The organism is Dactylosporangium sp. CS-047395, assembly GCF_050942185.1.
In the GTDB taxonomy this organism is placed as follows: domain Bacteria; phylum Actinomycetota; class Actinomycetes; order Mycobacteriales; family Micromonosporaceae; genus Dactylosporangium.
The window spans coordinates 3540188-3554498 of sequence record NZ_CP192015.1 but is presented as its reverse complement, the minus strand read 5'-3'; the positions used below and the strand labels follow the sequence as shown (position 1 = coordinate 3554498).

Here is a 14311-nt window from a genome sequence, read left to right as displayed (position 1 = left end):
GACCGTGTGACGCCGCCCGCCACACTGGAGCGATGAGCGCACGCGCCGCCTACCGACTGGCCGTCCTGGGGGTCATCGCCGTGTGCGTCATCGTGTCCTGGACCGTCATCCGGCACCGCCTCGGCAACAAGCCGCCGCCCGCGCCGCCCGGCCCGCGGCCCGCCTTCCAGCTGCCGTTTCCGTGCGGGGAATCGTGGACGCTCACGACGTACAGCGGACACCACGACTTCGACATCGACTTCTTCGCGAGGTCCGGGAACACCGGCGGGCGCACGGTGCTCGCCTCGGCGGCGGGGACGGTCACGTGGGCGGGCTGGAGCGCGACGCTCGGTGACGGCAAGCCCGCCCCGCCGGGGTCGTCGGGGACCCGCGGCGGGCTCGGCTACGGCGTGATCCTCGACCACGGCGGCGGCTGGTTCACCGAGTACGGGCATCTCGCCGCCGAGCCCAAGGTGCGCACCGGCGACACGGTCGGGCTCGGGCAGCCGCTCGGGGTGGTCGGGCACACCGGTTCGACGACCGTCGACCACCTGCACTACGAGCAGCTCAACGACCGCCTCGACGCGCGGCGCACGCGGGGCAACGGCGACAAGGTCGAGGCCGTGTTCGACGGCGTACCGTCCGGCATCACCGCCGACGACACCTCCAAGGACCAGGTCCGCACCAGCCGGAACTGCCCGCCGGCCGGTCCGTGAATCGGCACCCGCCGGGCAACGGCACGGCACCGCGGACGCACTCGACGATCCCCACGCTCATGGTCGACGCCATCCCCGAAACCCAGGAGGCCCGCCATGAAGCTCGTCCGACCGCTCACCACCGGGATCGTCGCCGTGGCGGCGTTCCTGGCCCTGCTGCCCGCCACCGCCGAGGCCGCGCCGACTGGCACCGCCAAGGGCCAGGTGCTGCACTCGACGGCCTGCAAGTTCCGGTCGCCCTCGTGCCGCTGGAGCTGAACGTCAAGACACTGTCATGATCCGGCGGATTGTCCGTCGTACAACGGTCACGTCCATCACGACGGCTCCGGCGCGGGTTCGAGCGCCGGGCCCTCGGCCCCGCCGCCGCGCCGGCGGGCGATGCGCCGGCTGAGCGGTTCCAGGGACCGGGCCAGGATCGGGCCGAGCACGGCGAGCACGAGGACGTACGCGGCGGCGAGGGGGCCGATGCTCTCGTTGAGCCCGGCCGACACCGCGAGCCCGGCGATGACGATGTTGAACTCGCCGCGTGGGCTGAGGGCCACGCCGGCCCGGGCCCGGCCGATCGGGCTGATCCCGGCTCTTCGCGCCGCCCACCAGCCGGTGGCGAACTTGGTCAGCACGCCGACGAACGCCAGCAGGACCGCGATGCCGAGCATCGGCGGCAGCGCCCGCGGGTCGGTGTGCAGGCCGAAGAAGACGAAGAACACCGCGGCGAACAGGTCCCGCAGCGGGCTGAGCAGCTGCCGGGCGGTGTGCGCGAGCGGGCCGGACAGCGCGATGCCGACGAGGAACGCGCCGACCGCCGCCGAGACCTGCAGCAGCTGCGCGACGCCCGCCACCAGGACGGTCAGGCCGAGCGCCTTGAGCAGCAGCACCTCCTCGTTCGGGGAGGCGACGAACATTTCGACGTACCGTCCGAAGCGCAGCGCGATCACGAGGATCACGGTGATCGTGGCGGCCGCGATGGCGAGGGTCGTGAGGCCCGCCACGAGGCCGACTCCGGCGAGCAGGGCGGTGAGGATCGGGAGGTACACGGCCATCGTCAGGTCTTCGAAGACCAGCAGCGACAGCACGATCGGCACCTCGCGGTGGCCGAGCCAGTTGAGGTCGGCGAGGACCTTCGCGGTGATGCCGGACGAGGTGACGTAGGTGACGCCGCCGAGCGCGACGGCGGCCACCGGGCCCCAGCCCAGGATGAGCGCGGTCGCCACCCCGGGTGCGGCGTTGAGCACGAGGTCGACCACGCCGGCCAGCGCGTTGTGGCGCAGGGTGCCGACGAGCTCCGGCGCGGTGTACTCCAGGCCGAGCGTGAAGAGCAGGAGGATGACGCCGATCTCGGCGCCGGTCGCGGTGAACTCCTCGCTGGTGGCCAGCGGCAGGATGCCGCCCTGCCCGAAGGCGAGCCCGGCGATGAGGTAGAGCGGGATCGGCGAGATGGCGAACTTCGCCGACACCGCGCCGAGGAGTCCCAGACCGAGGATGACCGCCCCGATCTCGATCAATGCGGCAGCACCGTGCATGCGCTCAGCCGTTGGCGAGGATGTCGGTGACCGCGGCGGTGCCCTCGGCCGTGCCCACGACGACGACGAGGTCGCCCGGGAAGAACGTGAAGTCGGGGCGCGGGCTGGCCAGGATCTGCCCGGCCCGGATGACGGCCACGATCGACGCGCCCGTGCGGGTGCGGGCCTGGGTGGCGCCGAGGTCCCGCCCGTCGTACGGCGAGCCGGCGGTGATCGGCACCTGGACCGTCTTGAGCCCGGTGACCTGGCGCTGCAGGTCGGCCAGCCGCTCGACGATGCGGGCCGTGCCGAGCAGCTCGGCGACGCCGTTGGCCTCGTCGGTGTTCAGCGACAGCGTGGCCACCACGGTGTCGGGATCCTCGCTGCTGTACAGCACGATGTCCCGCCGCCCCGACACGTGCGACACGACCGCCGCGCTCTGTCCCTTGGCGGTCTTGAACTCGTGCCGCAGACCGATGCCGGGCAGGGCGGTGCGTTCGACGTCCATGGTGCTCCTCTCAGGGACGCGGGCGGGTCACCGGTCGCCCGGTGCCCGCCCGCGTGGTGCCGCAGCAACCTTTACCGATCGATATGACCGAAATTCCGCGAGGCTGTGACAGTCGTGTGACGAAAGGCGGTCACGAGAAGTACCGCAGCCACACATACCCCCAGGCGATGACGGTCGTCATGACGGTGGTAATGATGCCGTACCGCGTGAACTGCCAGAAGCTGATCGGCTCGCCCGACCGCGCCGCGATGCCGAGCACGACCACGTTGGCGCTGGCCGCGACCGCCGTACCGTTGCCGCCGAAATCCGCCCCGAGCGCGAAGGCCCACCAGAGGGACCGGCCCGTCTCCGGGTCCGGGGTGGTGGCGACCATGTCCTCGACGATCGGGGCCATGGTGGCCACGTACGGGATGTTGTCGAAGAACGCGCCGAGCACGGCCGAGCCGAACAGCAGCCCGGTCGCGGCCACGAAATAGTCGTCGCCGACCTGGCCGACCACCCAGCCGCCGATGCGGTGGATGACGCCGGTCTCCACGAGGCCGCCGACCATCACGAACAGGCCCATGAAGAACACCAGCGTGGACCATTCGACCTCGGCGAGGTACTTCTCGGTCTCCACCCGCGAGACGAGCACCATGAGCCCGGCCCCCAGCAGCGCGACGATCGCCGGGTCGACGTGGATGACGGTGTGCAGCGCGAACCCGGACACGACCAGGCCCAGCACGATCATGCAGCGGACGAGCAGCCTGCGGTCGGTGATGGCGGCCTTCTCGTCGAGCTGCATGATCTCGGCGACCCGCTCGGGGTGATACTCGAAGCGCTTGCGGAACATCACCCACGACAGCAGGACGAACAGCACGAACAGCACGGCCACGATCGGGGCCATGTGCACCACGAAGTCGTTGAACGACAGGCCCGCCCGGCTGCCGATGATGATGTTCGGCGGGTCGCCGACGAGGGTCGCCGCGCCGCCGATGTTCGACGCGAGCGCCTCGGCGATGAGGTAGGGCGCGAACGGGATGCCCAGCTTGCGGCAGACCAGCACGGTCACCGGGGCCACCAGCATGATCGTGGTGACATTGTCCAGGAACGGCGAGGCCACCGCGGTGATGACCATGAGCATCACGAGCAGCTTGTACGGCCGCCCGCGCGAGCGTTTCGCCGCCCAGATGGCCAGGAACTCGAACAGCCCGGTCTGCTTGATGACCCCGACGATGATCATCATGCCGAGCAGCAGGAAGATGACGTTCCAGTCGATGCCGGCGTGCTCGGAGAAGAAGACGTCGTGCCCCGGGACCAGGCCGAGCAGCGCCATGGCCCCGGCCGCACCGAGCGCGACGGCGACACGGTGCACCTTTTCGGTCGCGATGAGGACGAACGCGACGGTGAAGATCGCGATCGCCAGGACAGCACTCATATGGGATGTACCTCCTGAAGGCAAACGGGAATCGGCCGTCGACCCGGAGGGGGCCACGGCTGGGTGGTGCTGGAATGCCTTCAGGAGTTGGGTGGGCCCCGGCAGCCGGCGGCCTCCCCGGACCACCCGGCGTGGGTCCGGTCGGGTTCGGATTCCGGTGTACCGTCGGCAAAGCGCGGTTCGTCGCCGCCCTCGCCCGCCACGGGTGATTCGGCCGCGGTGTCACGGACCTCGGCCACGGCGACCGTCTGGCCGTGCGCGGCGCGCAGCACCTGGAACGTGTCCCCCGGCACCGCGTGGTGGGCCATCGTGAGCCCGAGCAGCAGCGCGCAGACCGACAGCGCAAGGCTGACGGCGGTCGCACGCATTCGCATAGGCTTACCTTACCAGGCGCCGTAAGTCCACAATGGACGGTTTGACCCGCCGGCAACGGGGTAGTCGCGCGCGCATGACACCCAGGCCGCCGCTGCCGCCGTTCACCCTCGAGACCGCCCGCGCCAAGGTGCAGGCGGCCGAGGACGCCTGGAACACCCGCGATCCGGAGAAGGTCGCGCTCGCCTACACCGAGGACTCCGTCTGGCGCAACCGCGACGAGTTCCTCACCGGCCGCGCCGAGATCGTGGCGTTCCTGACCCGCAAGTGGGAGCGGGAGCTGGACTACGCGCTGCGCAAGGAGCTGTGGACGTACCACGACAACCGCATCGCCGTGCACTTCCAGTACGAGTGCCACGACCCGACCGGGCACTGGTACCGCAGCTACGGCAACGAGCTGTGGGAGTTCACCGAGGACGGCCTGATGGCCCGCCGCGAGGCCAGCATCAACGACGTCCCCATCCTTGAGCACGAACGGCGCATCTTCGGGCCCCGCGGCTCGTAGGAGCTCAGCCGGCCGGGCCGGTGGCGAGGCGGATGTTGGCGGTGCGGGTGCGGCCGCCCTGGTCGATCCAGGTCACGCGGACGGTGTCGCCGGGCTGGTGGGTGTCGATGAGGCCGGTGAGGGCGGCCGCGTTCTGGACGTCGCGGCCGTCGAAGGTGCGGATGACGTCGCCGGCGCCGATGCCGGCGCGGGCGGCCGGGCCGTCGGTGAGGACGCCGGTGACGGCGGCGCCGCCCGTGCGGCCGTCGGCGTCCTTGGTGCTGACGCCGAGCAGGGCGGTGGGTCCGATGTGGACGGTGTCGGAGGACTCGCCGTTCTCGATGCGCTGGGCGATGGCCAGGGCGGCGTTGCTCGGGATGGCGAAGCCGATGCCGGCGCCGGTGTCGGTCGACGCGGCGGTGTTGATGCCGATGAGTTTCGCGTTGCGGTCGACGAGCGGGCCGCCCGAGTCGCCCGGCTTGATGTCGGCGGCGACCTGGATGAGACCGGTCAGCCGGCGGGAGCCCTCGCCCTCCGGGTCCTGGGCGGTGATGGTTTTATTGAGGCCGGTGACGGAGCCGGACACCGCCTCCGGGGTGCCGCCCTGGCCGCCCGCGTTGCCAACGGCGACGATCGGGTCGCCGACCTGGACCTTGGCCGAGTCGGCCACGCCGAGGCGGGTCAGGCCGGTGGCGTTGGCGAGCTGGATGACGGCGATGTCGTGGGTACGGTCGAATCCGACCACGGTCGCCGCGAACGTGCGCCCGTTGGCGACGGTGACGCCGCTGATGGCGGTGGCGCCCGCGATCACGTGGTTGTTGGTGAGCACCAGGCCCGTCGAGGAGAGGATGACGCCGGTCCCCGCGGCGCGGGAGTTGCGCAGGCCGAGGGTGCTGGTGATGTTCACGACGCTCTTGTTGACGGAGGCGGCGATCGTGGCGGTGTCGGGCGGTACCGTTGCCGCGCTTGGAACCGGCTCGGACGGCTGGTCGGAAAGCGCGTCGCCGGGCGTGGCGGGGGCCGCCGCGCCGGGCCGCACGGCGGTTGGCGTCGGGCGCGGCTTCGGGGATTCCGAGCGCGCCTGCAACGTTGCCACCAGCCCGGCGACGCTGACCATGGCGGCGAGACCGACGAGCATGATCACGCCGACGATCCACTTGAGCACCGACCGGCCGCGGTGCGCCGGGGCCGGCCGCTCCAGGAAACGCGGCGGGCGGTCCGGCGGGGGTCCCCAGTCGGGGCCGCCCCACTCCGACGGCCGGGACCACTCCGGCGGGCGGGGCGGCGGCACCGGCCCGTCGCCCCACCCGGTCCAGCGCCCGGACCCGACCACGGCGGTCACCGGCACCGCCGTCACGGGTGCGTCGGTGTCACGGGCGACCGCGGCACCCTGCGCGTAACGCGCTGCTGTCATGCGTTCCACCACCGCCCGGAGTCGGCCATCTATCCGGGACTACGGCGCCGACGGGTGAACGGTTCGATACGGAGGGTCAAAAGCTGTCGCCGGTACGGCTGATTGGTTAGGCTTACCTACCTGCGGATTCATCCGCCGTTCATCGCACGGTCATCAATGCGACAAACGTCGACGCATCTGCATTCGGCTGTGGCGTAGCAGAGTGCCACCATGACCATTTCTCGTCGTCAAGTGCTCTCCGGAACGGCTGCCGCGGGTGTCGGTCTGACCGTCGCGGGTGCGCTCCCGACCCTGGCCGAGCCGGCGGCCGCCTCGCACGGCCAGGACGATTACCGCCCCGGACACGGCAACGGCCACGGCGGCAACGGCCGCCCCTTCCCGCCGCTGCAGGACGACCCCAAGGGCATCCTCGCGCTGCCCGCGGGCTTCTCGTACAAGATCGTCACCCGCGAGGGTGAGACCGACATGGCCGGTGGGCAGGGCAAGACTCCCGCGTACCACGACGGCACCGGTGTGGTCGGCTCCGACCGCAACGGCCTGACCATCATCCAGAACCACGAGATGACCCCGTACATGTCGACGTACGGCGTGCCGCACATCGAGGGCACCGTCTACGACCCGGGTGCGGAGAACGCCAGCGGCTGCACGGTCATCACCACCGACCGCGACGGGCGCAAGAAGAGCGAGTGGGTCGGCATCTCCGGCACCGTGCGCAACTGCGCCGGCGGCGTCACCCCGTGGGGCACCTGGCTGACCTGCGAGGAGACCTTCATCAACGCGGGGACCGCCTGGTCGGCGGCCGGGCACACCGGCACCTACCAGAAGGACCACGGCTACGTCTTCGAGGTGCTCACCACCGACTCGAAGCACCAGCTGCCCAAGCCGATCAAGGCGTTCGGCCGGTTCGAGCACGAGGCGCTCGCGGTCGAGCCGAACCTCAAGCACGTCTACCTCTCCGAGGACGCCTCCGGCCCCAACGGCCTGTTCTACCGCTGGACCGCGCCCAACGGCACCCGCCTGCGCCAGGGCCTGGCCAACCAGCTCAGCGACACCGCGGGCAAGCTCGAGGCGATGCAGATCCGCCTCGACGACGGCAGCATCCTGCCGGACGTGGCGTTCCTGACCTCCGCCCAGCTCGGCCGCCCGTTCAAGGTCAGCTGGATCGAGGTGCCGGACCGCGACGCGCGCACCAAGACGATCCGCACCCAGTTCACCGACGAGCAGGTGACCCGCGGCAAGAAGTTCGAGGGCGTCTGGAGCACCTCCAAGGGCTGCTACATCGTCAACAGCTTCGCGTTCGGCGCCAGCGACCTGCCGGCCGGCGCGACCAAGCACGACGGCATGGTGTGGTTCTACGACTACGAGGACCAGACCATCACCCTCGTGACGTACTTCCCGCACAACCCGGAGTCCGAGGGCGAGGGCGCCTTCCCGAAGTTCGCCGACATGGTCTTCGACGGCCCGGACAACGTCACGGTGACCCCGTGGGGCACCCTGGTGCTGGCCGAGGACGGCGTGAAGGCGTCGCACGTGCTGAGCTCCGTCCCGGGCGGCCCGACCTACGCGATCGCCCGCAACATGATCGTCAACGGCACGTCCAACGGCGCGTCGACGTACTCGGAGTTCACCGGCCCGACGTTCTCCCCCGACGGCCGCGTCCTGTTCGTCAACATCCAGGCGCCGGGCGTGACGCTCGCGATCACCGGCCCGTGGGAGAAGTACCTCGGCTGATCCTGGCGATTTCGCCCATGGCCGTCGTTGTGCCCGCCACGGCACAATGGCGGCCATGTTCGCTTTCGGGGTCGACCGACAGGACTTCACCGCCACGACGATCGTCGAGGCCGCGGCGCCCGAGGCGGGCGACGGCGAGGCGGTGCTGCGCGTGGACCGGGTCGGGGTGACGGCCAACAACGTGACCTACGCGGTCCTGGGCGATGCCATGCGCTACTGGCAGTTCTTCCCGCCCGCCGCGTTCGGCCTGGAGCCGCGGTGGGGCCTCGTGCCGCTGTGGGGTTTCGCCGAGATCGTTGCTTCTCGTGTACCGCACGTGCCGGTGGGCGGCCGCGTCTACGGCTACCTCCCGCCCGCCGGGCACCTGGTCGTGCGGCCGGGCCGGATCGACGGGACCGGGTTCCGCGACGAGAGCCCGCACCGGGCCGGACTGGCGTCGCCGTACAACGCCTACCGGCTCACCACCGGCGACCCCGTCTGGCGGGCGGAGCAGGAGGACCTGCTCGTGCTGTACCGGCCGCTGTTCTTCACCTCGTTCATGCTCGCCGACCAGGTGCTCGACCAGGGCGCCTACGGGGCCGGGCAGGTGGTGCTGTCCTCGGCGTCGAGCAAGACCGCGTACGCCGCCGCCTTCGAGCTGCGTGGCCACGGCCCGCGGGTGGTCGGCCTGACCTCGCCGGGCAATGTGGCCTTCACGGAGTCGCTGGGCTGCTACGACGAGGTTCTGCCCTACGCCGGGATTCGGGATCTGCAGGCGGTACCGACGGCGTATCTGGATCTTTCTGGTTCTGCCCCGACGCGGGAAGCGCTGCGGGAGCGCCTCGGCGACCGGCTGGTGCGCGACATCGCGGTCGGCCTCACCACCCAGTCCCCCAACGCCATGGCGGCCGGCGAGGTGTTCTTCGCCCCGACCCAGATGCGCAAGCGCTCGGCCGACTGGGGCCGCGACGGCCTGGACGCGCGCTTCGCGGTCGCCTGGGAACGCTTCGCCGCGGCCGTCGCGTCGTGGGTGGACGTCCGCCTCGGCCACGGCCCGGCCGGCCTGCGCGAGGCGTGGCTGGAGGTGGCGGCCGGCCGCACCCCGCCGCGAGTGGGACACGTCATCCAGTTGTGAGCGGCACGACGTACTGGATGAAGCCCCGGTTCTCCGCCACCTTGTCATAGAGCCGCCGCGCGGTCGCGTTGTCCTCGCGGGTGTGCCAGTAGACGCGTTCGCAGCCCTTGCGCCGGGCCTCCTCGGCGACGGCGGCGATCAGTGCCCGGGCGACACCCCGGCCGCGCAGGTCGGCGTCGGTGAAGAGGTCCTGCAGATAGCACACGTCGCCGGCCGTGGTGCTGGGGTGGAACAGGAAGTGCGTGAGCCCGACCGCCCGCCCGTCGAGGCGGGCCACGAGCGCGTGGATACGGTCGTCGCGGCGGAAGTCGTGCCAGGCCTGCTCGTACCGCTCCTCGGGCCATTCGCGGCCGTAGAAGGCGTTGTAGCCGCGGAACAGCTCCTGCCACGCGGTCCGGTCGCCGTCTTCCAGCCCGCCGATCTCGATCTCTGCCACGCGGGTCAGCGTAGGCCCTGCCCTGCCGCGGTTGTGCGGGCGGACCAGCACAGTGCTGGAGCCCGGCAACAGGGGGTCCACCGGCGGTGCGGCGATCCCTGCCGCAACTTCGGGATGGCGAGCTCGACCGTGCCGGCCCGGGTGTCCCAGTCCCGCTGCCGACACCCGTTGCGCTGATTCGTCCGCTCCTCGCTGCGTTCGCCGCAGGGCGCGCCGCAGACCGCGTCAGCCTCCGCCGACATGAGCGCCTCAGCGAACATCTTCACCATCGAACGCAGCAGATCGGGTGACGCCGAGCCGAGGTCCTCACACAGGAACCGCCCGACGTCCGCACTCTTTGGGTGCGGTCATTGCTTGATCTCTCCTTCGCACTTTGGTCAGTTCGAAGGACGGATGCGGAACATCTCTCTGGCGATGTAGCGCTTGAGGCAGCGGCGGATCTCCTTGGTCGACCTGCCTTCGGCTCGGCGTCGGGCTGCGTAGTCCTGGGTGCGGGCGTCGACTCGCAGCCAGGTGGTGACGATGTCGTACAGCGCGCGGTTGAGCTGCCGGTCGCCGCCGCGGTTGAGCCGGTGCCGGGTGGTCCAGCCGCTGCTGGCGGGTAGTGGGCTGACACCGGCGAGGGCAGCGAACGCAGCGTCGTTGCGGCAGCGGCCGGCGTGGGACCACGACACGATCGCCTGGGCAGCACTGACCGGTCCGATCCCGGCCCGCTCGAGGAGCTTCGGCGCCACCAGCGCGACGGACGTGGCGAGTTGGTGCTTGTTGTCGGTCAACTGCCGGTCGGCCTCCGCGATCGCCAGGGCCGAGCGGCGAGCTTCACCTCGGCGGATCGCGTGTTCCCGCGCTTCCGTGCGTGCGCCGCGCCGACGAGCGATCGCGGTCAGCCGCAGACCGCTCACCGGACCCCGGAGTAGTGCCCGATCGGCGTCGGTTCCGGTCAGCAGCAGCGCGGAGCCTGCTGACCTGGGGGGTCTCGGTTGTCACAAGTTCCTGCCGAGCGCTCAGCAGAATCCGCAGCGCTTCACGCTCGCCGTCGCAGCGCGGCACCGGCAGTTTTTTCACCGGCAATTGCAGCGTCCGCAGCACTGCCAGGTGGGCGTCCAGTGCATCGCTCTTGCCTTTCCGGCGTGCCGACCGGCTGGGCCGTTCCACCTCCACCACCGGCAGCCCGGCCGCGCCTACCGCTCGGGCCAACCCGATGCCGTAGCTCCGGGTGCCCTCCTACGCCACCAGCACCCGCGGGCCGGGTGCCAGCTCGGCGATCCAGGCCAATGCTGCAGCAAACCCATCCGCGTCGTTGCTGATCTGCAGCGTTGCCAGCGGCACGCCAGCGGGCGACGCCATCTCCAACGTGTGGGTGTCCAAGTGCGTGTCGCCACCCACAACCACATCGAACTGCTCGGCCACAACAGCCACTACGAGCTCCTTCCGCCAACAGCAGGGAAACGCTCCTGGCAGGAGACACCGAGCGGCACATCTGTGACGGGTCTCGCGAGACCTCGCGGACAAGCTTCTGATCAGGCCAGCCGGTGCGCCAGGTCGGCGCCGACGCCCGAGGTCCTTCGAAAGGCACACCAGAAGCGGCCAAATCAAGCGTGAGTCAGTCGCGGGCATCGGCATCGATCATGGCAACGATCCCGCCGGGACCGCACAACACACTCACAGATCAAGCGGTGACCGCCTGCATCCCCTCAACCACCACGCCAGACGCGCTGCGATCTACCGAGCCAGCCTGCAACCCATCACGAAATGTCGGGCGCTGGCGCGCCACAACATTTCGGACATTTCGGATATGCCCTACTTCAGGCGCGGCGTGGCGAGCTTGAAGATCTGGGTTGCGACGGCGGCCTGGTGGCCGATCATCAGCTGCGAGGCGAAGTCGATGGAGAGCTGCCCCGCGGGCACGTCGACGAGGACCTTGCCGAACTGGCCGAGGTCGGCGTGCCAGGCCCCGTCGACCCCCGCCAGCCGGGTGGCCCCCGGGTACGGCTGGTCCTTCCCGCCCGGCTTCCACGTGAGCGTCACGCTGCCCGTGCCGCCGGTGTACTCGGAGATCACGTAGGCGCACGAGTTGTCGTCGGCCTTGCCGGTGCCGACCAGCATCACCTGCCCGAACTCGGCGTTGAGGGCCTGGATCAGCTCGCCCGCCTCGAGGAACCGGCAGCCGGGCGGCAGCGAGGGCGGCGGCGCCGACGACTCGGTGTGGGGCACCGGCGCGGACGGCGGCCCGCCGGGCGACTTGAGCGGCAGCGTCAGGGTGGTGCCGCAGATTCCGTACGCACCGGCCGCGCTGTACGCCGACCGCCCGTCCACGTCGATCCCGCACCGCAGCCGGTACGTGCCGGGCGTGGTGCCCTTGACCGACAGCTGCAGCTGGACGTACGCGATCCCGGCCGGCACCTCGACGTCGGCGCGCCACGACGGCACGATCGTCGGATAGGACTCGGTCTTCGTGGCGGTGCCGGCGGTGTAGGTCACCTGCTGATCGCTGTTGATGTTCCCACCGCCGGAGGTGTACCAGTACGTGACCTTGTACGGCGGCCCCTCGGTCGTCGCGGCGCGCGGCGTGGAGTAGTCCTTGGTGAACGTCAGCCAGAGCGGCACCAAGCCGAGCACGGCCCCGGCCGCGACGATCCCGGCGATGATGAGCACGATGGCCCGCGCGGAGAGCTGCCCCTTGGGCCCCCGCTCCAGCGGCGGTCCTTGCGGCGGTCCCGGACGCATAGATCCGATCGTATATGAGGACCTAGTCGCCCGAGGTCCAGCGGACGATGGCCTCGGTGCGGCTGCGGACCTGGAGCTTGGCGAACACGTGGTTGAGGTGGTTCTTGACCGTCTTCTCCGTGAGCCGCAGCCGGTGGGCGATCGAGGCGTTCGACAGCCCCTCGCACAGCAGCCGCATCACGTCCTCCTCGCGGTCGGTCAGGCCGTAGTTGCGCCGGGCCAGGTGCTGCTGATGGCGTACCCGCTCCCGGGCCTGCTGGTCGCGCACCATCGACGCGGCCACCGAGGCGGCGATCGGGGACAGCCAGCCGCGCCCCCCGGCCACCTCGCGGACCGCGCGCAGCAGCTCCGGCGGGTCGAACTCGCCGTGCACGAGGTACCCGCGGGCGCCCTGGTGCAGCATGCCCGCGATCAGTTCGGCGTCGGAGTCGCTCGTCAGGACCAGCACCGAGCTGTACTGCGAGATCGTCGCGATCACCGACAGCCCGTCCGCGATCGGCATGCGGTGGTCGAGCAGGGTCACGGTCGGCTGGAAGCGGCGGGCGGCGGCGATGGCCTCGCGACCGTTCGCGGCCTCGGCCAGCACCCGCATGCCGCCGTCGCTCTCGATGATCCCGCGCAGCGCGGCGCGGACGATCGGGTTGTCGTCGACGATCACGAGGTCGGTCATGGCGCGCCGTCCACGGCCGCGTACGCGCTGGTCGGCACCCGGACGGTGATCGTGGTGCCGGCGCCCGGAGCCGAGTCCACGTGCAGCTCGCCGCCGACGTTGCGCGCGCGTTCGGTCATGCCCACGATGCCGAAATGGCCGGCGGTCTGCAGGCGGGTGAGATCGCGCGGTACCGCGAAACCCTGACCGTCGTCGGAAATCTCCAGCAGGATGCCGCGCCGGGTCGGGGCGAGCCGGACCGTGACCCGCCGGGCGTAGGCGTGGTTGGCGATGTTCGCCAGCGCCTCGCGCACGATCCGGCTCAGCTCGTAACCCACGGTGATCGGCGGGTCGAGGTGCTCCAGCACGGTGCGGACGGGCACGCCGGTGGCCGCCGTCCAGGCGGCACAGAGCTCGCGCAGGCTGGTGGCGAAGTCGCGGTCGGGCACGTCCAGCCGCATCTCCTCGAGCAGCTCGCGGGCCTGCCGGGCGGCGGCCGTGGCGCCCGCGGCGACGGTACCGGCGAGCTGCTCGGCCAGGGCGGGCTGGCGGCGCAGGGAGGTCGGCAGGGCCAGGGCGGCCAGGGACACCCCGCGCAGCGTCTTGCTCACCGAGTCGTGCAGCTCCCGCGCGAGGCGGGCGCGCTCGGAGGCGGCGGCGGAGCGCTGGGCCGAGGCGACCAGGCTGCGCGAGAGCTCCAGGTATCGCGTCAGCGCCGACGTCAGGATCGACGCCCCCAGCCCGGCCAGCGCACCGGCGAGCGGGAACGCGACCACGAACGCGGCCAGCTCGGCGGGCGGGTCGAGGCGGTGCAGGACCCGGCCGATCACGGCGAAGCTCAGCGCGGCCTGCACGGTCCAGACCGGCACCGCGCGCAGGCCGAGCACGACCCCGGCGAGGGCCCCGGCGCCGGCCGCGAACGCGAAGTACCCGACGTCGCCCCCGCTCAGCGCCAGCACCCCGAGCAGCAGCACCGAGTCGGCGGCGATCGCCACCAGCGGGCGCGCGGCCAGCCGCGGCCACCGGGCGAGCAGGCCGACCTCGACGCCCGTGCCCAGGGCCACCAGCGCCAGCACCTCGGCGACCCGCCACCGGTCGTCGACCAGCATCAATCCGGCCGCGGCCGCGATCATCGTCGCCACCGCACGGCCGATGAGCACCGCGCGGGCCAGCGCGGCTGCGGCGACCGAACGGTCGGTACTCACCACGGAGGCGACGCTACTGTGCGCAGGTTCCCGGTCGTATCGCGGGCTCGGCGCTTAACC

The 14311-nt window shown here is 71.2% G+C and carries 16 protein-coding genes and 1 pseudogene; 5 read left to right on the top strand and 12 right to left on the bottom strand.

Features of this window, described 5'->3' with window-relative positions; all coding sequences use genetic code 11:
- The first annotated feature begins 32 nt into the window (after positions 1-32).
- Entirely contained in the window at positions 33-695 is a 663-nt protein-coding gene (locus ACQP00_RS16675; RefSeq protein WP_433219966.1) for a M23 family metallopeptidase, read from the top strand.
- A 96-nt stretch (positions 696-791) separates the two neighbouring features.
- Positions 792-953: a hypothetical protein gene (locus ACQP00_RS16670; RefSeq protein WP_433219964.1), complete on the top strand. Its 162-nt coding sequence runs from the start codon at positions 792-794 to the stop codon at positions 951-953.
- A 56-nt stretch (positions 954-1009) separates the two neighbouring features.
- On the opposite strand, the gene ACQP00_RS16665 is transcribed toward ACQP00_RS16670, so the two are convergent.
- The 4 genes from ACQP00_RS16665 to ACQP00_RS16650 all read right to left on the bottom strand — a co-directional run bounded on the left by ACQP00_RS16665 (position 1010) and on the right by ACQP00_RS16650 (position 4493).
- Positions 1010-2215, bottom strand: a complete 1206-nt coding sequence (locus tag ACQP00_RS16665; RefSeq protein WP_433219962.1) for a cation:proton antiporter — start codon at positions 2213-2215, stop codon at positions 1010-1012.
- 4 nt (positions 2216-2219) lie between these two features.
- Positions 2220-2702 carry a cation:proton antiporter regulatory subunit gene (locus tag ACQP00_RS16660; RefSeq protein WP_433219960.1) on the bottom strand — a complete coding sequence of 161 codons (483 nt, stop codon included), beginning with the start codon at positions 2700-2702 and terminating at the stop codon, positions 2220-2222.
- Between the two features lie 130 nt (positions 2703-2832).
- A complete protein-coding gene (locus tag ACQP00_RS16655) occupies positions 2833-4119 on the bottom strand; it encodes an SLC13 family permease (RefSeq protein ID WP_433219958.1) in 1287 nt (428 codons plus the stop codon).
- Positions 4120-4199: 80 nt separating this feature from the next.
- A complete protein-coding gene (locus ACQP00_RS16650) occupies positions 4200-4493 on the bottom strand; it encodes a hypothetical protein (RefSeq protein WP_433219956.1) in 294 nt (97 codons plus the stop codon).
- A gap of 74 nt (positions 4494-4567) precedes the next feature.
- Between ACQP00_RS16650 and ACQP00_RS16645 the strand changes: the two genes are divergently transcribed.
- Complete coding sequence (locus ACQP00_RS16645) at positions 4568-4996, top strand: nuclear transport factor 2 family protein (RefSeq protein ID WP_433219954.1); 429 nt, start codon at positions 4568-4570, stop codon at positions 4994-4996.
- Between the two features lie 4 nt (positions 4997-5000).
- Here the strand turns inward: ACQP00_RS16645 and ACQP00_RS16640 are convergent, their stop codons facing one another.
- Positions 5001-6389: a S1C family serine protease gene (locus ACQP00_RS16640; RefSeq protein WP_433219952.1), complete on the bottom strand. Its 1389-nt coding sequence runs from the start codon at positions 6387-6389 to the stop codon at positions 5001-5003.
- Between the two features lie 210 nt (positions 6390-6599).
- On the opposite strand from ACQP00_RS16640, the gene ACQP00_RS16635 reads away from it, so the two are divergent.
- Together ACQP00_RS16635 and ACQP00_RS16630 are read left to right on the top strand one after the other, a co-directional pair.
- On the top strand, positions 6600-8120 hold the full coding sequence (locus ACQP00_RS16635) for an alkaline phosphatase PhoX (protein WP_433219950.1): 1521 nt from the start codon (positions 6600-6602) through the stop codon (positions 8118-8120).
- 55 nt (positions 8121-8175) lie between these two features.
- A complete protein-coding gene (locus ACQP00_RS16630) occupies positions 8176-9234 on the top strand; it encodes a DUF2855 family protein (RefSeq protein ID WP_433219948.1) in 1059 nt (352 codons plus the stop codon).
- Here the strand turns inward: ACQP00_RS16630 and ACQP00_RS16625 are convergent.
- The 7 genes and pseudogenes from ACQP00_RS16625 to ACQP00_RS16595 all read right to left on the bottom strand — a co-directional run bounded on the left by ACQP00_RS16625 (position 9221) and on the right by ACQP00_RS16595 (position 14254).
- Positions 9221-9670, bottom strand: a complete 450-nt coding sequence (locus ACQP00_RS16625) for a GNAT family N-acetyltransferase (protein ID WP_433219946.1) — start codon at positions 9668-9670, stop codon at positions 9221-9223. The genes ACQP00_RS16630 and ACQP00_RS16625 overlap by 14 nt on opposite strands.
- Positions 9671-9747: 77 nt before the next feature.
- A pseudogene (locus ACQP00_RS16620) lies at positions 9748-9984 on the bottom strand (transposase); the annotation flags it as partial.
- A gap of 63 nt (positions 9985-10047) precedes the next feature.
- A complete protein-coding gene (locus tag ACQP00_RS16615; protein ID WP_433219944.1) occupies positions 10048-10572 on the bottom strand; it encodes a transposase in 525 nt (174 codons plus the stop codon).
- 322 nt (positions 10573-10894) lie between these two features.
- Complete coding sequence (locus ACQP00_RS16610) at positions 10895-11089, bottom strand: hypothetical protein (protein WP_433219942.1); 195 nt, start codon at positions 11087-11089, stop codon at positions 10895-10897.
- Between the two features lie 381 nt (positions 11090-11470).
- Positions 11471-12397 (bottom strand): hypothetical protein, encoded by a 927-nt coding sequence (locus tag ACQP00_RS16605; protein ID WP_433219940.1) that lies wholly within the window; start codon positions 12395-12397, stop codon positions 11471-11473.
- Positions 12398-12419: 22 nt separating this feature from the next.
- On the bottom strand, positions 12420-13067 hold the full coding sequence (locus tag ACQP00_RS16600) for a LuxR C-terminal-related transcriptional regulator (RefSeq protein ID WP_433219938.1): 648 nt from the start codon (positions 13065-13067) through the stop codon (positions 12420-12422).
- On the bottom strand, positions 13064-14254 hold the full coding sequence (locus ACQP00_RS16595) for a sensor histidine kinase (protein WP_433219936.1): 1191 nt from the start codon (positions 14252-14254) through the stop codon (positions 13064-13066). Before ACQP00_RS16595 ends, ACQP00_RS16600 begins: the two co-directional genes overlap by 4 nt.
- Between the last annotated feature and the right edge of the window lie 57 nt (positions 14255-14311).